The following is a 24866-nucleotide window of genomic DNA, read 5'->3' on the forward strand; positions in this document are numbered from 1 at the left end:
CTAGGTCGGGCTCGGGGTGGTCGCGGGTGGGAGAGCCTTCGCCTCCGGGGCGGCCCGCCACAGGCGCTTCGCGGTCAGGGCCATGAACACGCCCATGGAGCCGTTGAGGTACAGCCACGCGACGTGGAGGTGCTGCTTCGCGGTCCAGAACCACACCATCAGGGCCAGGTTGAGGGCATAGACGAGCGCCACCACGCCCAGCGCGGAGAGGATGCCCGCCCGCCGCTTGAAGATGAGCAGCACGATGGTGAGGGGGTTGAGCACCGTGAAGAGCTCGTTCACGACGACGAACGGCGTGGGCAGCGGGTCCGCCGGATCATTCGCGAAGAGGCCGTACTTCGACACGACGAAGATGTGGATCAGTGAGCCCACGGAGAAGCACACGAACCAGATGGCCAGGATGATGCGGTTGGGCCACGGTGAGCCCCCGCCAGGTGTCGCGGATGTTTCAGTGGTCATGACTTGTCCTCCAGGGCCTCGCGCAACAGCGTGGCCACGTGCCGCACGTACGGCTCCTGCATGAGTTGATGGTGTCCCCCAGGGACGTCCCTCACGTCCAGTCCCCCCCGGACGAAGGGCTCCCAGCCGCGGTGGCGGGGCACCCCGGGGGTGGGGGTGGCTTCGGTGGCGGCGAGCAGCAGGGCCGGCCCGTCGTAGGGGCTGGGGGCGTAGCGGTCCATGGCGCGCAGGTTGGCCTGATACACGCGGAACAGGGCGCGCAATTGCTCGCGGCCCGTCGCTTCCTCCAGGAGTCCGGCCTGGACGCCCACGGCGAGGAGCGTCCCCAGCATGGCTTCGTCCTCCATGCGCTCCAGGGCCTCGTCGGACACGGGCAGGGTCAGGGAGAAGGCCTGGGCGACCGTCCGGGCGAAGGCGACGCGCGTGCTGGCGTCAGGGTCCTTGCTGGGGGCGTCACCCGGAGGCGCGCCCACGCCGGGGACGAAGGCGTCCACCAGCGCCAGCAGCCCCATGGCCTGGCCCTGAGCGCGCAGTTGGCGGGCCATCTCGAAGGCGATGACGCCGCCGAGCGACCAGCCCGCGAGGAGGTACGGCCCTTCCGGCTGCGCCGCGCGGATGGCGTCCACGTACAGGGTGGCCATCTCCTCCACGGTCTCCACCACGACATGGCCGGCCTGGAGGCCGCGGGCCTGGATGCCGAAGACAGGCTGGTGGGGTCCCAGGAGGCGCGCCAGTTCCGGGTAGGCGAGCACGTTGCCGCCACCCGGGTGGACGAGGAACAGGGGCCGGCGGCCCGCGTCGCCCTTCTCCAGCGGGACGAGCGGCGACCACGTCTCCGTCTCGGCACGCAGCAGCCTCGCCAGCTCCTCCACGGTGGGGTGCTGGAAGAGCGCGGCCAGGGGCACATCGCGGCCCAGTTGTTCGCGCAGCGCGGCCATCAAGCGGACCGCGAGGAGCGAGTGGCCTCCCAGCGCGAAGAAGCTGGTGCGCACCCCGATGGGCTTCACGCCCAGGACCTCTTCCCACACCGCCACGAGCTGGGATTCCAGCGCATCGCGGGGCGCGACGAAGCTCTCGGCATGGGACGTGGTGATGTCCAGGTCTGGCAGGGCCTTGCGGTCCACCTTGCCGTTGGGGTTGAGCGGCAGCGCGTCCAGCACCACCACCGCTCCGGGCACCATGTACTCCGGCAGCCGCTGGCGCAGGCTCGCCTTCAAGGCCTCCGCTTCCAGCGTCGCGCCAGCCTTCGGCGCTACGTACGCGACGAGCCGCTTCTCCGCGCCCTCCCCCTTCGCCACCACGACGGCTTCCTTCACCGCCTCCTGCTGGCGCAGCGCGGACTCCACTTCGCCCAGCTCGATGCGGAAGCCTCGCACCTTCACCTGGAAGTCCACCCGGCCCAGGTACTCCAGCACGCCGTCCGCCCGGTACCTCACCCGGTCTCCCGTGCGGTACATGCGGCTGCCTTCGGGGCCGTGGACTTCTGGCAGGAACTTCTCCGCCGTCAGCTCCGGCCTCAGCAGGTAGCCGCGCGCCTGGCCTTCGCCCGCCAGGAACAACTCACCCGCGACGCCCACCGGGACGGGCTGGAGGTACCTGTCCAGCACGTATGCCCGCGTGTTGGTGAGCGGCCGGCCGATGTTCGGCACCTCGTTCCGCCCCACCAGCGACCACGTCGAGTACGTCGTGTCCTCCGACGGGCCGTACAGGTTGTAGAGCTTCTTCACCGTCGGTACTGCGTACACAGCCTTCGCCAGCGTCTCCGGCAGTGCTTCGCCCGCGAGATTGATGACTTGCACCGACGGCGGCACCGCGTTCAGCCGCACCAACTGCGCCATCGCCGAGGGCACCGTGTTGATGAGCGTGACGTCTGCCGCGGGCTTCTCCTCCACCAGATGCAGGGCGTTGCGCACCACCACCACGCTGCCGCCTCGCACCAGCGGCGCGAAGAGTTCGAAGATGGAGAGGTCGAAGTTCAGACTCGTCGCCGCGAGCACTGCCTTCGTCTCCTCCTCCGTGAACGTCTCCGTTGCCCATGCCAGGAAGGCCGCCGCGTTCCGGTGCGTCACCGCCACGCCCTTCGGGCGGCCCGTACTTCCCGACGTGTAGATGAGGTACGCCACGTTCTCCGGACGCAGCCCTGACTCCGGTGCCTCTGTCGGCTCCAGCGCCAGCGTCGCGTCCGTATCCAGGCACACGGCCTGGGCACTGAAGGCGGGCAACGACTCCAGCAGGTGTGAATGCGCAACCAATGCCGGGCCCTGCGCATCCTCCAGCAGCCAGCCCAGTCGCTCCTTCGGGTAGCTCGGGTCCAACGGCACGTACGCGCCGCCAGCCTTCAGGATGCCCAGCGTACCCACCACCACGTCCGCCGTGCGCTCCACGCACAGGCCCACTCGGGACTCGGGGCCCACTCCCAGCTTGCGCAGCCGGTGCGCCAGTTGGTTCGCCTTGGCCTCTACCTCCCGGTACGTCAGCCTCTGCTGCCCGCTCACCACTGCCGCTGCATCCGGCGTGCGCTTCGCCTGCGCCTCGAAGAGCCGCGGAATCGTCGCGTCGAGCGCGTACTCCGCCTGCTGCTGGTTCCACGTCACCAGCACCTGCTGGCGCTCCGCCTCCGTCAGCATGGGCAGCCGGCCCACTGCCGTCTCCGGCCTGGCGACAATGCCTTCCAACACCACGCGCAGGTGCTCCACCATCCGGTGCACCGTCGCCGCTTCGAACAGGTCGGTGCTGTACTCCAGCGTTCCGTTCAGCCCCTCCGCGGTCTCCACGAAGAAGACGCTCAGGTCGAACTTCGACGTTCCTCCCGCGAACTCCACGGGCTTGAGCGTCATGCCGGGCAGCCGGGCTTCACCGACGGGCACGTTCTGGAGCGCCAGCAGCGTCTGGAACAGCGGAGTGTGGCTGCGGCTGCGCTCGGGCTGGAGCGCCTCCACCAGCTTCTCGAACGGAACCTCCTGGTGCTCCTGCGCCTCCAGGACCGTCTCGCGCACCTGCTGGAGCAGGTCCCGGAAGCTGGGGTCTCCGGACAGGTTCGTGCGCAGGACCAGCGTGTTGACGAAGAAGCCGATGAGCCCCTCCACCTCCGAGCGCGTGCGGCCCGCGATGGGTGAACCCACGCTGATGTCCTGCTGGCCGCTGTAGCGCGACAACAGCACCTGCCAGCCCGCCAGGAGCACCATGTACAGCGAGGCCCCTTCGCGCTGCGCGAGGCTCCTCAAGCCCTGGGTCAGCGATTGCGGCAAGAGGAAGCCCTGGGTCGCTCCCGCGTTTCCTCGCACCGCGGGACGCGGACGGTCCGTCGGCAGCTCCAGCACCGGCGGCGCACCGGCGAGCTTCTGCTTCCAGTAGTCCACCTCCCGTTGGAGCATCGCGCCCTGCAACCAGCCGCGCTGCCACGCCGCGTAGTCCGCGTACTGGACCGGCAGCTCCGCCAGCGGCGAGGGCTGGCCCTGCACGAACGCCGCGTAGAGCGCGCCGACCTCGCGGACCAACACCCCGAGCGACCAGCCGTCCGACACGATGTGATGCATCGTGATGACGAGCACGTGATCGCGCGCATCGAGCTTCAGCAGGAGCGCGCGGAGGAGCGGCCCGTGTGCCAGCTCGAAGGGCCGCAGCACCTCCTGCTCCACGCGTTTCTGAAGCGCGGCGGTGTTCGACGTCAGGTCATCCACCGCCAGCGTGAAGGCGCTCTCGGACGTGGTCCGCTGCACTGGCTCGGGGTTGCCCGCGACGAACGTCGTGCGCAGGGACTCGTGACGGCGCACGACCTCACGGAGGGCCCGATCCAGGACCGCCACGTCCAGGTCACCCTCCAGCCGCACCGCGATGGGTACGTTGTAGAGCGCCGTGCCTGGCTCCAGTTGATCGATGAACCACAGGCGCTGCTGCGCGAAGGACAGCGGCAGCGGTGCATTCCGTGACACGGGCACGAGGGCCGGTGCCTTCGCGCGCCCGGCCTTCTCCAGCCGGCGGGCGAGGGCTTCCACCGTGGGCGCTTCGAACAACGCACGCAGCGGCAGCTCCGCGCCCGTCTCCGCGCGCACCCGCGACACCACCTGCGTGGCCAGCAGTGAGTGGCCGCCCAGCGCGAAGAAGTCGTCCTTCACACCCACCTGCGGCACTCGCAGCACCTCCGCCCAGATGGCCGCCAGCTTCGCTTCCGTCCCCGTGCGCGGAGCTTCGTAGGTACTTCCGGCCTTTTGAGCCTCCGGCTCCGGCAGGGCCTTGCGGTCCACCTTGCCGTTGGAGTTGAGCGGCAGCGCCTCCAGCACCACCACCGCTCCGGGCACCATGTATTCCGGCAGCCGCTGACGCAGGCTCGCCTTCAGGGCCTCCGCTTCCAGCGTCGTGCCGGCCTTCGGCGCCACGTACGCCACGAGGCGCTTCTCCGCGCCCTCCCCCTTCGCCACCACGACGGCGTCCTTCACCGTCTCCTGCTCACGCAGCGCGGACTCGACTTCGCCCAGTTCGATGCGGAAGCCTCGCACCTTCACCTGGAAGTCCACTCGACCCAGGTACTCCAGCACGCCGTCCGCCCGGTACCTCACCCGGTCTCCCGTGCGGTACATGCGGCCGCCTTCAGGGCCGTGGACTTCTGGCAGGAACTTCTCCGCCGTCAGCTCCGGCCTCAGCAGGTAGCCCCGTGCCTGGCCTTCGCCCGCCAGGAACAACTCACCCGCAACGCCCACTGGTACGGGCTGGAGGTACCTGTCCAGCACGTACGCCCGCGTGTTGGTCAGCGGCCGGCCAATGTTCGGCACTTCATCGCGCACCACCAGCGACCACGTCGAGTACGTCGTGTCTTCCGACGGGCCGTACAGGTTGTAGAGCTTCTTCACCGTCGGCACCGCGTACACAGCCTTCGCCAGCGTCTCCGGCAGTGCTTCGCCCGCGAGGTTGATGACCTGCACCGACGGAGGCACCGCGTTCAGCCGCACAAGTTGCGCCATCGCGGACGGCACCGTGTTGATGAGCGTCACCTCCGCCTCCGGCTTCTCCTCCGCCAGGTGCAGGGCGTTGCGCACCACCACCACGCTGCCGCCTCGCACCAACGGAGCGAAGACCTCGAAGACGGAGAGGTCGAAGTTGAGGCTCGTCGCCGCGAGCACCGCCTTCGTCTCTTCTTCCGTGAACGTCTCCGTCGCCCAGGCCAGGAACGCCACTGCGTTCCGGTGCGTCACCGCCACGCCCTTCGGGCGGCCCGTGCTTCCCGACGTGTAGATGAGGTACGCCACGTTCTCCGGGCGTACCTCCGACGTCAGCTCGCAGCAGGACTCCTCCGCCCACTCCTCTTCGCGGTCCAGGTACACGGCCTGGGCACTGAAGGCGGGCAGCGATTCCAGCAGGTGCGAGTGCGCCACCAGCGCCGGGCCCTGCGCGTCCTCCAGCAGCCAGCCCAGGCGCTCCTTCGGGTAGCTCGGGTCCAACGGCACGTAGGCGCCGCCCGCCTTCAGGATGCCCAGCGTTCCCACCACGACGTCGGCCGTGCGCTCCACGCACAGGCCCACCCGCGACTCCGGGCCCACTCCCAGCCTTCGCAGCCGGTGCGCCAACTGGTTCGCCCTTGCCTCCACCTCCCGGTACGTCAGCCGCTGCTTGCCGCTCACCACAGCCACGGCATTCGGCGTGCGCTTCGCCTGCGCCTCGAAGAGCCGCGGAATCGTCGCGTCCCGCTCGAACTCCGCCTGCTGCTGGTTCCATGTCACCAGCACCTGATGGCGCTCTGCCTCCGTCAGCATGGGCAGCCGGCCCACCGCGGAGTCCGGCTTCGCCACCATGCCTTCCAGCAGGACTCGCAGGTGTTCCATCATCCTGCGTACCGTCGCCGCTTCGAACAGGTCGGTGCTGTACTCCACGCCTCCGCTCAACCCCTGCGGCGTCTCCGTGAAGAAGACGCTCAGGTCGAACTTCGACGTCCGGCCCTCGAGGCTCATGGGCTTGAGCACCAGCCCGGGGAGCTTGGATTCCTCGATGGGCACGTTCTGGAGCGCCAGCAGCGTCTGGAACAGCGGCGTGTGACTGAGGCTGCGCTCCGGATGCAGCGCTTCCACCAGCTTCTCGAACGGCACGTCCTGGTGCTCGTACGCACCCAGCACCATCTCCCGCACCTGCGCAAGCAGCGCGCGGAAGGACGCCTCTCCGTCGACCTGGGTGCGAAGCACCAACGTGTTGACGAAGAAGCCGATGAGACCTTCCACCTCCGCGCGCGTGCGGCCCGCGATGGGGGAGCCCACGCTGATGTCCGTCTGCCCCGAGTAGCGCGACAGCAGGACCTGCCAACCCGCCAGCAGCACCATGAACAGCGACGTGCCTTCACTCCGGGCCAGCGCGCCCAGCTTCTGGGACAACTCCAGCGGCAGCGTGAAGCCCAACGTCGTACCGGCGTTGGTGCGCACCGCCGGACGCGGACGGTCCGTCGGCAGCTCCAGCACCGGCGGCGCTCCCGTCAGCGACTGCTTCCAGTAGTCCACCTCGCGCGCCAGGGTCTCATCCCGCAGCCAGTCGCGCTGCCAGGCCGCGTAATCCGCGTACTGCAACGGCAGCGGCGGCAGCGTCAACGCATGGCCCATGGCCCGCGCGGTGTACAGCGTCCCCAGTTCACGGAGCAGGACGCCCACGGACCAGCCGTCCGACACGGCGTGGTGCATCGTGACCACGAGCAGGTGGTCGCGCGCATCCAGGCGCACCAGCAGCGCCCGCAGGAGCGGTCCCCGCATCAGGTCGAAGGGCTTCGCAATCTCCTCCAGCACCCGCTGACGGGCCACGTCCTCCCGCTCGGCCTCGGAGGTGGACAGGTCGACGGTGTTCAACGGCACGTCCACGGACGCGCGGATGCGCTGGACGGGCTGGCCCGCCTCCTCCTCGAACGTCGTGCGCAGGGCTTCGTGCCGCTGCACGACCTCCCGCAGGGCCTGCTCCAGCGCCGAGGCGTCCAGGTCGCCCTCCAGCCGCACCACGGTGGGCACGTTGTAGAGCGAGCTTCCCGGCTCCAACTGGTCGATGAACCACAAGCGCTGCTGCGCGAAGGACAGCGGCAGCGACGCCGGACGCGCTCCGGCGCTCAGCGTGGGCACACCGGAGCGTCCCAGTTGCTCGATCCGCTGCGCCAGCGCCTCCACTGTGAACGCTTCGAACAGCAGGCGCAGCGGCATCTCCACGCCCAACGACGTGCGGATGCGCGACACCACCTGCGTCGCCAGCAGCGAGTGGCCGCCCAGCGCGAAGAAGTTGTCCTTCACGCCCACGCGCTCCAAACGCAGGACCTCCGCCCAGATGGACGCGAGCTTCGCCTCCGTCACGGTGCGAGGCGCCACATGGGCGTCGCTCCCGCGCGCGGCCTCCGGCTCCGGCAGGGCCTTGCGGTCCACCTTGCCATTCGCGTTGAGCGGCAGTGCGTCCAGCACCATCAGCGCTCCCGGAACCATGTACTCCGGCATCCCCTGGCCCAGGCCCGCGCGCAGCGTGTCCACGTCCAGCGAGTGGCCCTCCTTCGCCACGACGTAGCCCACGAGCCGCTTGTCAGCGCCGTCGCCCCGCACCAGCGCCACGGCCTCGCTCACGCCCGGCTGCCGCGCGAGCGCGGTTTCGACCTCGCCCAGCTCGATGCGGAAGCCGCGCACCTTCACCTGGGAGTCCAGGCGGCCGACGAAGTCCAACCGGCCGTCCGCACGCCAGCGCACCACGTCGCCCGTACGGTAGAGACGGGCGCCCTCTTCACCCGAGAAGGCGTCCGGCACGAAGCGTTCAGCGGTGAGCCCCGGGCGTCCCGCGTAGCCACGCGCCACGCCCACGCCACCGATGTGCAGCTCACCGCGCACGCCCACGGGCACCGGCTGCCCATGCGGGTCCAGCACGTAGACGCGCACGTTCGCCAGCGGCCTGCCGATGGACGGTACGGCCCCATCCGCCACCACTTCGCCCAGTGTGGCGATGACCGTGGCTTCCGTCGGGCCGTAGGTGTTGAGCAGGCGCCGCCCCGGAGCCCAACGCGCGACGACCTCCGCGGGCAGGGCATCACCGCCGGAGATGACGGTGCGCACCTCGGGCAGGGCCTCGGGGGACGTGACCGCCAGCGCAGCAGGGGTGAGGCTGACGACACTCAACTCCTGCTCACGCAGCAGCACGGGCAGCGGCGCTCCCGGCATCAGCTTCTCCAGCGGCGCGAGCACCAGCGTGGCGCCGTTGCAGAGCGTGGTGAAGATCTCCTCCACGGACAGGTCGAAGCTGAGACTGGCGAACTGCAACACACGGCTGCCGGGGCCGATGCCGTAGGCCACAGCTTCGTGGGTGACGAGATTGGCCACGCCGCGGTGCTCCACCGCCGTGCCCTTGGGCGTCCCGGTGCTGCCCGAGGTGTAGAGCAGGTACGCCATGTTCGCGGGCGTCACGCCCGTCATGGGTGCGTCCGTCGGCTCCTGGGCAAGCGCCTCGCGCTCCGCATCCAGGCAGAGCACGCGGACATGCAGCGCTTCCGGGAACCGGGCCACCAGCGGCTGCTGGGTGACGAGCACCTGGGCCGCGCTGTCCTCCAGCATGAAGGCCAGGCGCTCGCGGGGCAGGAGCGGATCCACGGGCACCCAGGCGCCGCCGGCCTTCAGGATGCCGAGCAGTCCGATGACGATGTCGAGCGAACGCTCGACGCTGAGCGCGACGCGGGACTCCGGGCCCACACCCCGGCGACGCAGGGCATGGGCGAGCTGATTGGCGCGCGCGTCCAACTGCGCGTACGTCAGTTGCGTTCCCTCGAAGACCGCGGCCACGGCCTCGGGCGCGCGACGGACCTGTGACTCGAAGAGCGCATGCAGGCAGGCGTCAGGGAACGGCGCGCGCGTGGCGTTCCACTCCACCAGCATCTCGCGGCGCTCGGCGCCGGTCAGCAGGGGCAGGCGGGACACGTGCGTGTCCGGGCGCGCGACCGCGCCTTCGAACAGCGTGATGAGGTGCGAGACCATCCGCTGGACGGTGCCCGCGTCGAACAGCTCCGTGCTGTATTCCAGCGTGCCGGAGAGGCCCTGAGGCAGCTCCATGAACGATGCGCTCAGGTCGAACTGCGCGATGGGACTCTCCACCGTCACCGGCTGGAGCACCAGGTCCGGCAGCCGCAGCTCGCCCAGCGGCATGTTCTGGAGCGCGAGCATCGTCTGGAAGAGCGGCGTGTGGCTGCGGCTGCGCTCGGGCTGGAGCGCCTCCACCAGCTTCTCGAACGGGACCTCCTGGTGCTCGTACGCATCCAGCACCGTTTCCCGCACCTGGGCGAGCAACCGCCGGAAGGACAGGGCGCCGTCCACGTTCGCTCGCAGCACGAGCGTGTTGACGAAGAAGCCGATGAGCCCCTCCAGCTCCGCGCGCATGCGGCCCGCGATGGGGGAGCCCACGCTGATGTCCTGCTGGCCGCTGTAGCGCGCCATCAGCACCTGCCACCCGGCCAGCAGCACCATGTACAGCGAGGCCCCTTCGCGCTGGGCCAGGGCCTTGAGCGCCCCGGTCAGCGACCGGGACAGGGTGAAGGCGTACTTCGCGCCCGCGATGCCGCGCTCGGGCGGACGCGGGCGATCCGTGGGCAGCTCCAGCACGGGCGGCGCGCCGTCGAGCTTCCGCTTCCAGTAGTCCACCTGCCGCGCCAGGACCTCGCCCTGAAGCCGGCCGCGCTGCCAGGACGCGTAGCGCGCGTACTGCACGGGCAGCTCGGGCAGGGGGGACGGCTGTCCCGAGGCGAAGGCCCCGTAGAGCGCGCCCAGCTCACGGATCAACACGCCCAGCGACCAGCCGTCCGACACGATGTGGTGCATCGTCACCACGAGGACGTGCTCGCGCTCCTTGAGCGTGAACAGCCGGGTGCGGATCAACGGCCCTCGGCCCAGGTCGAAGGGACGGAGCATCTCCTGCTTCACCTGCCGGTGGGCCTCCGCCTCGCGGCGGGCTTCGTCGACGGACCGCAGGTCCTCCCGGCCCAGTTCCAGCGACAGGGCGGGACGGATGACCTGGAGGGCCTGACCGCCGCGCTCCTCGAAGGTGGTCCGCAGGGAATCGTGCCGGCGCACGACCTCGTTCAGGGACCGCTCCAGGGCCGCCGCATCCAGCGAGCCCACCAGCCGCACCGCCACGGGCAGGTTGTAGAGCGCCGTCCCGGGCTCCATCTGGTCGATGAACCACAGGCGCTGCTGCGCGAACGACAGCGGCGGCGTCGTGCCCATCAACGAGTCGCCCGGCATCGGGCTCTGGGCGCGGCTCGCCGTCCCCATGCGCTGGGCCAGGGCCTCGAGCGTGGGAGCCTCGAACAGCGCACGCAGTGGCATCTCCACGCCGGTCTCCGCGCGGATCCGCGACACCACCTGCGTGACCAGCAACGAGTGGCCGCCCAGCGCGAAGAAGTCGTCCTTCACGCCGACCTGGGGGACTCGCAGCACCTCCGCCCAGATGGCCGCCAGCTTCGCTTCCACTTCCGTGCGCGGGGCCACGTACGTGCGGGTGGAGGCCGGTGCCTCCGGCTCCGGCAGGGCCTTGCGGTCCACCTTGCCGTTGGCGTTGAGCGGCAACGCCTCCAGCACCACCACCGTTCCGGGCACCATGTACTCCGGCAGCCGCTGGCGCAGGCTCGCCTTCAAAGCCTCCGCTTCCAGCGTCGTGCCGGCCTTCGGCGCCACGTACGCCACGAGCCGCTTCTCCGCGCCCTCCCCCTTCGCAACTACGACGGCGTCCTTCACCGCCTCCTGCTGACGCAGCGCGGACTCCACTTCGCCGAGTTCGATGCGGAAGCCTCGCACCTTCACCTGGAAGTCCACCCGGCCCAGGTACTCCAGCACGCCGTCCGCCCGGTACCGCACCCGGTCGCCCGTGCGGTACATGCGGCTGCCTTCGGGGCCATACACCTCCGGCAGGAACTTCTCCGCCGTCAGCTCCGGCCTCAGCAGGTAGCCCCGTGCCTGGCCTTCGCCTGCCAGGAACAACTCACCCGCGACGCCCACCGGGACAGGCTGGAGGTACTTGTCCAATACGTACGCCCGCGTGTTGGTGAGCGGCCGGCCGATGTTCGGCACCTCTGCGCGCCCCACCAGCGACCACGTCGAGTACGTCGTGTCCTCCGACGGGCCGTACAGGTTGTAGAGCTTCTTCACCGTCGGCACCGCGTACACGGCCTTCGCCAGCGTCTCCGGCAGTGCTTCGCCTGCGAGGTTCACCACGAGCACCGACGGCGGCACCGCATTCAGCCGCACCAGTTGCGCCATCGCCGACGGCACCGTGTTGATGAGCGTCACCTCCGCCTCGGGCTTCTCCTCCACCAGATGCAGGGCGTTGCGCACCACCACCACGCTGCCGCCTCTCACCAGCGGCGCGAAGAGTTCGAAGACGGAGAGGTCGAAGTTGAGGCTCGTCGCCGCGAGCACTGCCTTCGTTTCCTCCTCTGTAAACGTCTCCGTTGCCCATGCCAGGAAGGCCGCCGCATTCCGGTGCGTCACCGCCACGCCCTTCGGACGCCCCGTGCTTCCCGACGTGTAGATGAGGTACGCCACGTTCTCAGGACGCAGCCCTGACTCCGGCGCATCTGTCGGCTCCGTCGCCAACGTCGCGTCCGTGTCCAGGCACACCGCTTGCGCACTGAAAGCAGGCAGAGACTCCAGCAGGTGTGAATGCGCCACCAGCGCCGGGCCCTGCGCATCCTCCAGCAGCCAGCCCAGTCGCTCCTTCGGGTAGCTCGGGTCCAACGGCACGTACGCGCCGCCAGCCTTCAGGATGCCCAGCGTTCCCACCACGACGTCCGCCGTGCGCTCCACGCACAGGCCCACTCGGGACTCGGGGCCCACTCCCAGCTTGCGCAGCCGGTGCGCCAGTTGGTTCGCCTTGGCCTCTACCTCCCGGTACGTCAGCCGCTGCTTGCCGCTCACCACTGCCACTGCATCCGGCGTGCGCTTCGCCTGCGCCTCGAAGAGCCGCGGAATCGTCGCGTCGCGGTCGTACTCCGCCTGCTGCTGATTCCACGTCACCAGCACCTGCTGGCGCTCCGCCTCCGTCAGCATGGTCAGCCGGCCCACCGTGGCGTCCGGCTTCGCCACCATGTCTTCCAGCAGTATGCGCAGGTGCTCCACCATCCTCCGCACTGTCGCCGCTTCGAACAGGTCGGTGCTGTACTCCACCGCTCCGCTCAGCCCCTGCGGCGTCTCCGTGAAGAAGACGCTCACGTCGAACTTCGACGTGCGGCCTTCGTAGGCCACGGGCTTGAGCACCAGCCCGGGGAGCCTGGACTCCTCGATGGGCACGTTCTGGAGCGACATCGACGTCTGGAACAGCGGCGTGTGACTCAGGCTGCGTTCCGGATGCAGCGCTTCCACCAGCTTCTCGAAGGGCACGTCCTGGTGCTCGTATGCGCCCAGCACCGTACCCCTCACCTGCTTCAGCAGCTCACGGAAGGACGCCTCTCCGTCGACCTGGGTGCGCAGCACCAGCGTGTTGACGAAGAAGCCGATGAGGCCTTCCACCTCCGCGCGCGTACGGCCCGCGATGGGCGAACCCACGCTGATGTCCGTCTGACCGGTGTAGCGCGACAGCAAGACCTGCCACCCGGCCAGCAGCACCATGAACAGCGATGCGCCCTCCTGCTGGGCCAGCGCGCTCAGCCTGCGGGACAGGTCCAGCGGCAGCGTGAAGTCCAGCGTCGTGCCGGCATTGGTGCGCACCGCCGGACGCGGGCGGTCCGTCGGCAACTCCAGCACCGGCGGTGCTCCCATCAGCGACTGCTTCCAGTAGTCCACCTCGCGCGCCAGCGTCTCGTCCCGCAGCCAGTTACGCTGCCAGGCCGCGTAGTCCGCGTACTGCACGAGCAGTTCGGGCAAAGGTGACGGCTGCCCTGAGGAGAAGGCCGCGTACAGCGTGCCCACCTCGCGGATCAACACGCCCAACGACCAGCCGTCCGACACGATGTGGTGCATCGTGACGACCAACACGTGCTCCGAGTTCCCCAGCTTCAGCAGAAGCGCCCGGAACAACGGACCGCGCGACAGATCGAACGGCTTCAACATCTCCTGCTCGATCCGCTGCCGTGCGTCCGCCGCGGACAGCTCTACCCGCTCCAAGCGCAGCGCCATGTCCGAGTGGATGACCTGGACGGGCTGACCGCCCTGCACCTCGAACGTCGTGCGCAGGGCTTCGTGACGGCGCATAACCTCACGGAGGGCTCGCTCCAGGGTGGCCTCGTCCAGGTCACCTTCCAGCCGCAACGCCACGGGCATGTTGTAGAGCGTCGTGCCCGGCTCCAGCTGTTCGATGAACCACAGGCGCTGCTGCGCGAACGACAGAGGCCCGGCAGCGGCCCCCAGCCTGCGCTCCATCGCCGCATTGCTCGTGAACGCGGCTTTCGCCAACTGACGCGCGAGCGACTCCACCGTGCGCGATTCGAACAGCGTGCGCAGCGGCAACTCCGCGCCCATCTCCGCGCGCACTCGCGACACCACCTGCGTCGCGAGCAGCGAGTGGCCGCCCAGCGCGAAGAAGTCGTCCTTCACGCCCACCTGGGGGACTCGCAGCACTTCCGCCCAGATGGCCGCCAGCTTCGCTTCCACTTCCGTGCGCGGGGCTTCGTAGGTGTTCTGCGCGATCGGCGCATCCGGCTCCGGCAGGGCCTTGCGGTCCACCTTGCCGTTGGAGTTGAGCGGCAGCGCCTCCAGCACCACCACCGCTCCGGGCACCATGTACTCCGGCAGCCGCTGGCGCAGGCTTGCCTTCAGCGACTCCGCCTCCAGCGTCGCGCCCGCCTTCGGCGCCACGTACGCGACGAGCCGCTTCTCCGCGCCCTCCCCCTTCGCCACCACGACGGCTTCCTTCACCGCCTCCTGCTGGCGCAGCGCGGATTCCACCTCGCCCAACTCGATGCGGAAGCCTCGCACCTTCACCTGGAAGTCCACCCGGCCCAGGTACTCCAGCACGCCGTCCGCCCGGTACCTCACCCGGTCTCCCGTGCGGTACATGCGACTGCCTTCTGGGCCATACACCTCCGGCAGGAACTTCTCCGCCGTCAGCTCCGGCCTCAGCAGGTAGCCCCGTGCCTGGCCTTCGCCTGCCAGGAACAACTCTCCTGCCACTCCCACCGGGACGGGCTGGAGGTACCTGTCCAGCACGTAGGCTCGCGTGTTGGTCAGCGGCCGGCCGATGTTCGGCACCTCTGCGCGCCCCACCAGCGACCACGTCGAGTACGTCGTGTCTTCCGACGGGCCGTACAGGTTGTAGAGCTTCTTCACCGTCGGCACCGCGTACACGGCCTTCGCCAGCGTTTCCGGCAGTGCTTCACCCGCGAGGTTGATGACTTGCACCGACGGCGGCACCGCGTTCAGCCGCACCAACTGCGCCATCGCCGACGGCACCGTGTTGATGAGCGTCACCTCTGCCTCGGGCTTCTCCTCCACCAGATGCAGGGCGTTGCGGACCACCACCACGCTGCCGCCTCGCACCAGCGGCGCGAAGAGTTCGAAAACGGAGAGGTCGAAGTTGAGGCTCGTCGCCGCGAGCACGGCCTTCGTCTCCTCCTCCGTGAACGTCTCCGTTGCCCACGCAAGGAACGCCACTGCGTTCCGGTGCGTCACCGCCACACCCTTCGGACGCCCAGTGCTTCCCGACGTGTAGATGAGGTACGCCACGTTCTCCGGGCGGACTTCCGACGTCAGCTCGCAGCAGGACTCCTCCGCCCACTCCTCTTCACGGTCGAGGCACACGGCCTGGGCACTGAAGGCAGGCAGCGATTCCAGCAGGTGCGAGTGCGCCACCAGCGCAGGGCCCTGCGCATCCTCCAGCAGCCAGCCCAGGCGCTCCTTCGGGTAGCTCGGGTCCAACGGCACGTAGGCGCCGCCGGCCTTCAGGATGCCCAACGTTCCCACCACCACGTCCGCCGTGCGATCCACGCACAGGCCCACGCGGGACTCGGGACCCACGCCCAGCTTGCGCAGCCGGTGCGCCAGTTGGTTCGCCCTGGCCTCCACTTCCCGGTACGTCAGCCGCTGCTTCCCGCTCACCACGGCCACGGCATTCGGGGTGCGCTTTGCCTGCGCCTCGAAGAGCCGCGGAATCGTCGCGTCCCGGTCGTACTCCGCCTGCTGCTGGTTCCATGTCACCAGCACCTGCTGGCGCTCCGCCTCCGTCAGCATGGTCAGCCCGCCCATCGCTGCGTCCGGCTTCGCCACCATGTCTTCCAACAGGACCCGCAGGTGCTCCGCCATCCTGCGCACCGTCGCGGCTTCGAACAGGTCGGTGCTGTACTCCACCGCACCCGTCAGCCCGTCTGGCGTCTCCATGAAGAAGAGGCTCAGGTCGAACTTCGACGTACGGCCTTCGTAGGCCACGGGCTTGAGCGTCAGGCCCGGCAGGCGCGTTTCGCTCTCGGGGAGGTTCTGGAGCGCCAGGAACACCTGGAACAGAGGCGTGTGACGCCGGTCACGCTCGGGCTGAAGCGCCTCCACCAACTTCTCGAAGGGCACGTCCTGGTGCTCGTACGCGCCCAGCACCGTCTCGCGCACCTGCGTGAGCAGCGTTCGGAAGGACTGGCCTCCATCCACCTGGGCGCGCAGCACCAGCGTGTTGACGAAGAAGCCGATGAGGCCCTCCACCTCCGCACGCGTGCGGCCCGCGATGGGCGACCCCACGCTGATGTCGTCCTGGCCACTGTAGCGCGACAGCAGGACCTGCCAACCCGCCAGCAGCGCCATGTACAGCGACGCCCCTTCCCTCTGGGCCAGCGCCTTGAGGTCCGCCGTCAGCGACCGGGACAGGGGGAAGGAGTACGTCGCGCCCGCGCTGCCACGCACAGGCGGACGAGGACGGTCCGTGGGCAGCTCCAGCACCGGCGGCGCGCCAGCAAGCTTCCGCTTCCAGTAGTCCACCTCCCGCTGGAGCGTCGCCCCCTGCAACCCGTCTCGCTGCCAGGCCGCGAAGTCCGCGTACTGCACGGGGAGCTCTGGCAACGGCGACGGGCGGTCTTCCGCGAAGGCCGCGTACAGCGCGCCCACCTCCCGGATCAGCACCCCCAGCGACCAGCCGTCCGACACGATGTGATGCATCGTGACGACCAACACGTGCTCCGAGCCGCCCAGCTTCAGCAGGAGTGCCCGGATCAGCGGACCGCGTGACAGGTCGAACGGCGTCGACATCTCCTGCTCGATCCGCTGTCGTGCATCCTCCCCAGACGCCTCCACCCGCTCCAGGTGCAGGGTCATGTCCGAGTGGATGACCTGGAGGGACTGACCGTCCTTCTCCGCGAACGTCGTCCGCAGCGACTCATGGCGCCGCACCACTTCGCACAGCGCCCGCTCCAGGACGTCCTGACGCAGCGTGCCCTCCAGCCGCACCGCGACGGGCACGTTGTAGAGCGCCGTGCCCGGCTCCAGTTGGTCGATGAACCACAGGCGCTGCTGCGCGAACGACAGCGGCCGGGCAGCGTCGCCCAGCCTGCGCGCCATCGCCATCTTGCCCTTGAACGCGGTCTGCCCCAGTTGATGCGCGAGGGCCTCGACCGTGCGCGATTCGAACAGCGCGCGCAGCGGCAGCTCCGCGCCTATCTCCGCGCGCACCCGCGACACCACCTGCGTCGCGAGCAGCGAGTGGCCTCCCAGCGCGAAGAAGTCGTCCTTCACGCCCACCCGCGGGACTCGAAGCACTTCCGCCCAGATTGCCGCCAGCTTCGCTTCCGTCTCCGTGCGCGGGGCCGTGTAGGCGAGGATGGCTGTCGGCGCCTCCGGATCCGGCAGGGCCTTGCGGTCTACCTTGCCGTTGGAGTTGAGCGGCAACGCCTCCAGCACCACCACCGCTCCGGGCACCATGTACTCCGGCAGCCGCTGGCGCAGGCTCGCCTTCAAAGCCTCCGATTCCAGCGTCGCGCCCGCCTTCGGCGCTACGTACGCCACGAGGCGCTTCTCCGCGCCCTCCCCCTTCGCCACCACGACGGCTTCCTTCACCGCCTCCTGCTGGCGCAGCGCGGACTCCACTTCGCCCAACTCGATGCGGAAGCCTCGCACCTTGACCTGGAAGTCCACTCGACCCAGGTACTCCAGCACGCCGTCCGCCCGGTACCTCACCCGGTCTCCCGTGCGGTACATGCGGCTGCCTTCAGGGCCGTGGACTTCTGGCAGGAACTTCTCCGCCGTCAGCTCCGGCCTCAGCAGATAGCCCCGTGCCTGGCCTTCGCCCGCCAGGAACAACTCTCCTGCCACGCCCACCGGGACGGGCTGGAGGTACTTGTCCAGTACGTACGCCCGCGTGTTGGTGAGCGGCCGGCCGATGTTCGGCACCTCTACGCGCCCCACCAGCGACCACGTCGAGTACGTCGTGTCCTCCGACGGGCCGTACAGGTTGTAGAGCTTCTTCACCGTCGGCACCGCGTACACGGCCTTCGCCAACGTCTCCGGCAGCGCTTCGCCCGCGAGATTGATGACCTGCACCGACGGCGGCACTGCATTCAGCCGCACCAACTGTGCCATCGCCGACGGCACCGTGTTGATGAGCGTCACCTCCGCCTCGGGCTTCTCCTCCAACAGATGCAGGGCGTTGCGCACCACCACCACGCTTCCGCCTCGCACCAGCGGCGCGAAGAGCTCGAAGACGGAGAGGTCGAAGTTGAGGCTCGTCGCCGCGAGCACTGCCTTCGTTTCCTCCTCTGTAAACGTCTCCGTTGCCCATGCCAGGAAGGCCGCCGCATTCCGGTGCGTCACCGCCACGCCCTTCGGACGCCCCGTGCTTCCCGACGTGTAGATGAGGTACGCCACGTTCTCGGGACGCAGCCCGGACTCCGGTGCCTCTGTCGGCTCCAGAGCCAACATCGCGTCCGTGTCCAGGCACACGGCCTGCGCACTGAAGGCGGGCAACGACTCCAGCAACTGTGAATGCGCCACCAGCGCCGGGCCCTGCGCATCCTCCAGCAGCCAGCCCAGTCGCTCCTTCGGGTAGCTCGGGTCCAACGGCACGTAGGCGCCGCCCGCCTTCAAGATGCCCAGCGTTCCCACCACGACGTCGGCCGTGCGCTCCACGCACAGGCCCACACGGGACTCGGGACCCACGCCCAGCTTGCGCAGCCGGTGCGCCAGTTGGTTCGCCTTTGCCTCTACCTCCCGGTACGTCAGCCGCTGCTTCCCGCTCACCACGGCCACTGCATCCGGCGTGCGCTTCGCCTGCGCCTCGAAGAGCCGCGGAACCGTCGAGTCGCGCGCGTACTCCGCCTGCTGCTGATTCCACGTCACCAGCACCTGCTGGCGCTCCGCCTCCGTCAGCATGGGCAGCCGGCCCACCGTGGCTTCCGGCTTCGCCACCATGCCTTCCAGCAGGACGCGCAGGTGCTCCACCATCCGGCGCACCGTCGCCGCTTCGAACAGGTCGGTGCTGTACTCCACCGCTCCGCTCAGTCCCTGTGGCGTCTCCGTGAAGAAGACGCTCACGTCGAACTTCGACGTGCGAAGCTCCAGTTCCAGGGGCTTCATCGTCAGCCCCGGCAGCCTCGCCTCTCCCTCTGGCATGTTCTGCAACGCCAGCAGTGACTGGAACAGCGGCGTGTGACTCAGGCTGCGCTCCGGCTGGAGCGCCTCCACCAGCTTTTCAAACGGAACCTCCTGGTGCTCGTACGCCTCCAGCACCGTGCCCTTCACCTGCGTCAGCAACTCACGGAAGGATTTCTCTGCGTCCACCTGGGCACGAAGCACCAGCGTGTTGACGAAGAAGCCGATGAGGCCTTCCACCTCCGCGCGCGTGCGGCCCGCGATGGGCGAGCCCACGCTGATGTCTGTCTGTCCCGAGTAGCGCGACAGCAGCACCTGCCAGCCCGCCAGCAGCACCATGTACAACGACGCGCCTTCACGCTGCGCCAGCGCTTTCAGCCCCTGCTCCAACGACGACGGCAGCACGAAGCCGTGAACGGCTCCCGCGTTGCCTCGCACCGCGGGACGCGGACGGTCCGTCGGCAGCTCCAGCACCGGCGGCGCCCCGGCGAGCTTCCTCCTCCAGAAGTCCACTTCCTTCTGGAGCGTCTCCCCCTGCAACCAGCCGCGCTGCCACGCCGCGTAGCCCGCGTACTGCAACGTCAGCTCCGGCAGCGGCGACGGACGGCCTTCCGTGAAGGCCGCGTACAACGCTCCCACTTCACGAATCAGCACGCCCAGCGACCAGCCATCCGACACGATGTGGTGCATCGTGATGAGCAGCACGTGCTCCGTGGCTCCCAGCTTCAGCAGGCTCGCCCGGATGAGCGGCCCCTTGCTCAGGTCGAAGGGCTCCGCCAGCTCCACCCCAAGCCGGCGCCGGATCTCCGCCTCCCGCTGCTCGCTGTCGATTCCCTCCAGGTCGATCCGCACCATGGGGAGGCGCGCTTCGGCCTGGATGCGCTGGACGGGCTGCCCCTCGTGCAGCTCGAACGTCGTGCGGAGGGATTCGTGCCGCCGGACGATTTCACGCAGGGCCCAGTCCAGGGCTCCCACGTCCAGCTCGCCTTCCAGGCGCACCGCGACGGGCACGTTGTAGAGCGCCGTGCCCGGCTCCAGCTGATCAATGAACCACAGGCGCTGCTGCGCGAACGACAGGGGCGCCGGCCCGCCGCTCGCGGTCGGCTCCAGCGCCACGGGCGGCGGATGCGCGGCCGTCTCCAGCCGCCGGGCAAGGGCTTCGAGCGTCGGAGCCTCGAACAACGTCCGCAGTGGCAGCTCGGCGCCCAACTCCTTCCGGATCCTCGACACCACCTGGGTCGCCAGCAGCGAGTGCCCGCCCAACGCGAAGAAGTTGTCCCCCACCCCCACCCTGGGGACTCGCAGAACCTCCGCCCAGATGGCCGCCAGCTTCTGCTCCGACTCCGTGCGAGGCGCTTCGTACTCGCGCTCCGAACGGATCGCTTCAATTTCAGGCAGCGCCTTGCGGTCCACCTTGCCGTTGGCCGTGAGCGGCAGCACGTCCAGCACGCCCATGGCCGATGGCACCATGTACTCCGGCAACCGCTGCCGCAGTTCCGCTTCCACTGCCTTCGGGTCGATGTTCTGCCCCGGCTTCGCCACGAGCCACGCGACGAGCCGCTTGTCCCCGCCGACGTCGCGCACCACCGCCACGGCTTCCCCCACGTCCGGATGCTGGAGGAGGGCCGCTTCCACTTCGCCCAATTCGATTCGGAAACCGCGCACCTTCACCTGGAAGTCGGTGCGCCCCAGGAACTCCAGCGTCCCGTCTTCCTTCCAGCGCGCCTTGTCTCCCGTGCGATAGAGCCGCGCGCCGGGCTCCGTGCTGAAGGCGTTGGGCACGAAGCGCTCTGCCGTCAGGTCCGCACGGTTGAGGTAGCCCCAGGCGAGGCCCTCTCCGCCCACGAACAGCTCTCCGGGCACACCCACACCCGCCAGGTCGCCGTGCGCGTCCAGCACGTACGCCGTCGAATTTCCAATCGGCTTGCCGATGGGGACCGACGAGGTGAGCGAGGTGTCACGCGTCAGCGCATGCGTCGTGGAGAACGTGGTGTTCTCTGTCGGGCCGTAGCCGTTCACCAGCACCGCGCCTTGCGGCAGGCGCTTCAGGTGTTCGCGTACGCGCTGCGCTGGCAGCACATCGCCACCCGCCAACACCTGCGACACCTCAGCCAGCGCGTCGACCTGGTGCAGGGCCATCTGCTCGTACAGCGCCGCCGTCAGCCACAACGTGCTGATGCGCTCCTGCTTCACCAACGCGCCCAGCTCCTCCAGCGTCAACGCGTGTGGTGGCGCCAGCACCAGCTTCGCCCCGTGAAGCAGCGCGCCCCAGAGTTCCAGCGTCGAAGCGTCGAAGGCCACCGGCGCCAGTTGCAGCCAGACCTCCTCAGTCCCGAAGTGCAGGAACTCGTTGCCCAGCACCAGCCGCGTGATGCCCCGGTGCGGGACGCTCACGCCCTTCGGGCGGCCCGTGCTTCCCGACGTGAACATCACGTACGCCAGGTCTTCGGCGCCCACGTCCCCCTGCGGCGCCGACGTCGGCTGGTGTGCGATCTCGCTCCATGCAGTGTCCAGCAGCAGCGGCGTGCCCGCGCTCGCCGGCAGCTTCTCCACCAGCGACCGCTGCGTCAGCGTCACGCCCACGCCCGCATCTCCCAGCAACAGCGCGATGCGCTCCGCCGGGTAGTTGCGGTCCACCGGCACGTACGCGCCTCCCGCCTTCAGGATGGCCAGCAGCCCCGCCACCATCTCCAGCGAGCGCTCCACGTACACGCCCACTCGCGTGCCGCGCTTCACTCCCTGGCTCCGCAGGTGATGCGACAACTGGTTCGCCTTCGCGTCCAGCTCGCCGTACGTCCACGTCCGCCCATCATGCGCCTTCAGCGCTACCGCGTCCGGCGTCCGCTTCGCCTGCGTCTCGAAGCGGGCATGCACCGACATGTCACGAGGCGACAGCGTGGCCGTTGGGTTCCACGACACCCGCACCTGGTGGCGCTCCGCCTCTGTCAGCATGGGCAGCCGGCCCACCGCGGCGTCCGGCTTCGCCACCATGCCTTCCAACAACACCCGCAGGTGCTCCACCATCCGGCGCACCGTCGCCGCTTCGAACAGGTCGGTGCTGTACTCCACCGCTCCGCTCAGCCCCTGCGGCGTCTCCGTGAAGAAGACGCTCACGTCGAACTTCGACGTGCGGATCTCCAGCTCCAGGGGCTTCATCGTCAGCCCGGGCAGCCTCGCCTCGCCCTCTGGCATGTTCTGCAACGCCAGCAGTGACTGGAACAGCGGCGTGTGACTCAGGCTGCGCTCCGGCTGGAGCGCCTCCACCAGCTTTTCGAACGGCACGTCCTGGTGCTCGTACGCCTCCAGCACCGTGCCCTTCACCTGCGTCAGCAACTCACGGAAGGACTTCTCTGCGTCCACCTGGGCGCGCAGCACCAGCGTGTTGACGAAGAAGCCGATGAGGCCTTCCACCTCCGCGCGCGTGCGGCCCGCGATGGGCGAGCCCACGCTGATGTCCGTCTGCCCCGAGTAGCGCGACAGCAGCACCTGCCAGCCCGCCAGCAGCACCATGTACAACGACGCGCCTTCACGCTGCGCCAGCGCCTTCAGCCCCTGCTCCAACGACGACGGCAGCATGAAGCCGTGAACGGCTCCCGCGTTGCCTCGCATCGCGGGACGCGGACGGTCCGTTGGCAGCTCCAGCACCGGTGGCGCCCCGGCGAGCTTCCCCCTCCAGAAGTCCACTTCCTTCTGGAGCGTCTCCCCCTGCAACCAGCCGCGCTGCCACGCCGCATAGCCCGCGTACTGCAACATCAGCTCCGGCAGCGGCGACGGACGGCCTTCCGTGAAGGCCGCGTACAACGCTCCCACTTCACGAATCAGCACACCCAGCGACCAGCCATCCGACACGATGTGGTGCATCGTGATGAGCAGCACGTGCTCCGTGGCTCCCAGCTTCAGCAGGCTCGCCCGGATGAGCGGCCCCTTGCTCAGGTCGAAAGCCTCCGCCAGCTCCACCCCGAGCCGGCGCCGGACCTCCGCCTCCCGCTGCTCGCTGTCGATTTCCTCCAGGTCGACGTCGACCACCGGCAGACGCGCGTGGGGGTGGATGCGCTGGACGGGCTGTCCCTCGTGCAGCTCGAACGTCGTGCGGAGGGATTCGTGCCGCCGGACGATTTCGTCCAGGGCTCGCACGAGCGCTCCCCGCTTCAAGGTGCCCCGCAGCCGGACCGCGACGGGCACGTTGTAGATCGCGCTCCCCGGCTCCATCTGGTCGATGAACCACAGGCGCTGTTGCGCGAACGACAGGGGCGGCGCTTCATCACTCGCGGCGGACTTCAGCGCCTCGGACTGGTGACTCGCGGCTGTTCCCAGCCGCTCGGCCAGGACTTCGAGCACGGGTGCCTCGAAGAGGACTCGCAACGAGATCTCCACTCCGAACTCCGAGCGGATCCGTGACACCACCTGCGTCGCCAGCAGCGAGTGGCCACCGAGCGAGAAGAAGTTGTCCCTCACCCCCACCCAGGGCACCCGCAGGACCTCCGCCCAGATGGCCGCCAGCTTCTTCTCCACCTCCGTGCGCGGCGCCTCGAAGGGGGTGCCCGCCTCGCGCGCCTCCAGCGCCATGAGCGCCTTGCGGTCCACCTTGCCGTTGGCCGTGAGCGGCAGCGCTTCCAGCACGCCCATGGCCGATGGCACCATGTACTCCGGCAACCGCTGCCGCAGTTCCGCTTCCACTGCCTTCGGGTCGATGTTCTGCCCCGGCTTCGCCACGAGCCACGCGACGAGCCGCTTGTCCCCGCCGACGTCGCGCACCACCGCCGTGGCCTCCGCCACGTGCGGATGCTGGAGGAGGGCCGCTTCCACTTCGCCCAATTCGATGCGGAAACCGCGCACCTTCACCTGGAAGTCGGTGCGCCCCAGGAACTCCAGCGTCCCGTCTTCCTTCCAGCGCGCCTTGTCTCCCGTGCGGTACAGCCGCGCGCCGGGCTCCGTGCTGAAGACGTTCGGCACGAAGCGCTCCGCCGTCAGGTCCGCACGGTTGAGGTAACCCCACGCCAGGCCTTCGCCACCCACGAACAACTCTCCGGGCACGCCCACGCCGGCCACATCTCCGTGCGCGTCCAACACGTACGCCGTCGAGTTCCCAATCGGCTTGCCGATGGGGACCGACGAGGTGAGCGAGGTGTCACGCGTCAGCGCATGCGTCGTGGAGAACGTGGTGTTCTCCGTGGGGCCGTAGCCGTTCACCAGCACCGCGCCTTGCGGCAAGCGCTTCAGGTGTTCGCGTACGCGCTGCACCGGCAGCACATCGCCACCTGCCAGTACCCGCGTCACCTCCGCCAGCGCGTCCACTTGATGAAGGGCCATCTGCTCGTACAGCGCCGCCGTCAGCCACAGCGTGCTGATGCGCTCCTTTCGCAGCAGCGCGCCTAGCTCCTCCAGCGCCAAGGCGTGCGGCGGTGCGAGCACCAGCTTCGCCCCGTGCAGCAGCGCGCCCCACAGCTCCAGCGTCGAGGCGTCGAAGGCCACCGGCGCCAGTTGCAGCCAGACCTCCTCCGGCCCGAAGCGCAGGAAGTCGTTGCCCAGCACCAACCGCGAGATGCCCCGGTGCGGCACGCTCACGCCCTTCGGGCGGCCCGTGCTCCCCGACGTGAACATCACGTACGCCAGGTCTTCGCCCGTCACCTCCACTCGCGGCGCCGTCTCCGGATGCCGGGCCGCATCAGCCCACACCGTGTCCAGCAGCAGCGGCGTGCCCGCGCTCGCCGGCAGCTTCTCCACCAGCGACCGCTGCGTCAGCGTCACGCCCACGCCCGCATCCCCCAGCAACAGCGCGATGCGCTCCGCCGGGTAGTTGCGGTCCACCGGCACGTACGCGCCTCCCGCCTTCAGGATGGCCAGCAGCCCCGCCACCATCTCCAACGAGCGCTCCACGTACACGCCCACTCGCGTGCCGCGCTTCACTCCCTGGCTCCGCAGGTGATGCGACAACTG

The 24866-nt window shown here is 69.2% G+C and carries 2 protein-coding genes (1 of these 2 running past the window's edge); both read right to left on the reverse strand.

Translation table 11 applies throughout. The annotated features are described in order from the left end of the window. Nucleotides 1–459, reverse strand: a complete 459-nt coding sequence (locus tag JYJ93_RS31050) for a hypothetical protein (RefSeq protein ID WP_206798176.1) — start codon at nucleotides 457–459, stop codon at nucleotides 1–3. Further along, on the reverse strand, nucleotides 456–24866 hold the 3' portion of the coding sequence (locus JYJ93_RS31055) for a non-ribosomal peptide synthetase (protein WP_206798177.1). The gene runs 4809 nt beyond the window's last position; the window shows 24411 of its 29220 coding nt (coding positions 4810–29220); the start codon falls outside the window, past its right edge — the gene reads right to left on this strand; the stop codon is at nucleotides 456–458. The genes JYJ93_RS31050 and JYJ93_RS31055 overlap by 4 nt, the downstream gene beginning before the upstream one ends.

The organism is Corallococcus sp. NCSPR001, from assembly GCF_017309135.1.
In the GTDB taxonomy this organism is placed as follows: Bacteria; Myxococcota; Myxococcia; order Myxococcales; family Myxococcaceae; genus Corallococcus.

Excerpts from the sequence above, each read along its gene's own strand:
- JYJ93_RS31050 (WP_206798176.1), bottom strand. The coding sequence starts at position 459 with ATGACCACTGAAACATCCGCGACACCTGGCGGGGGCTCACCGTGGCCC.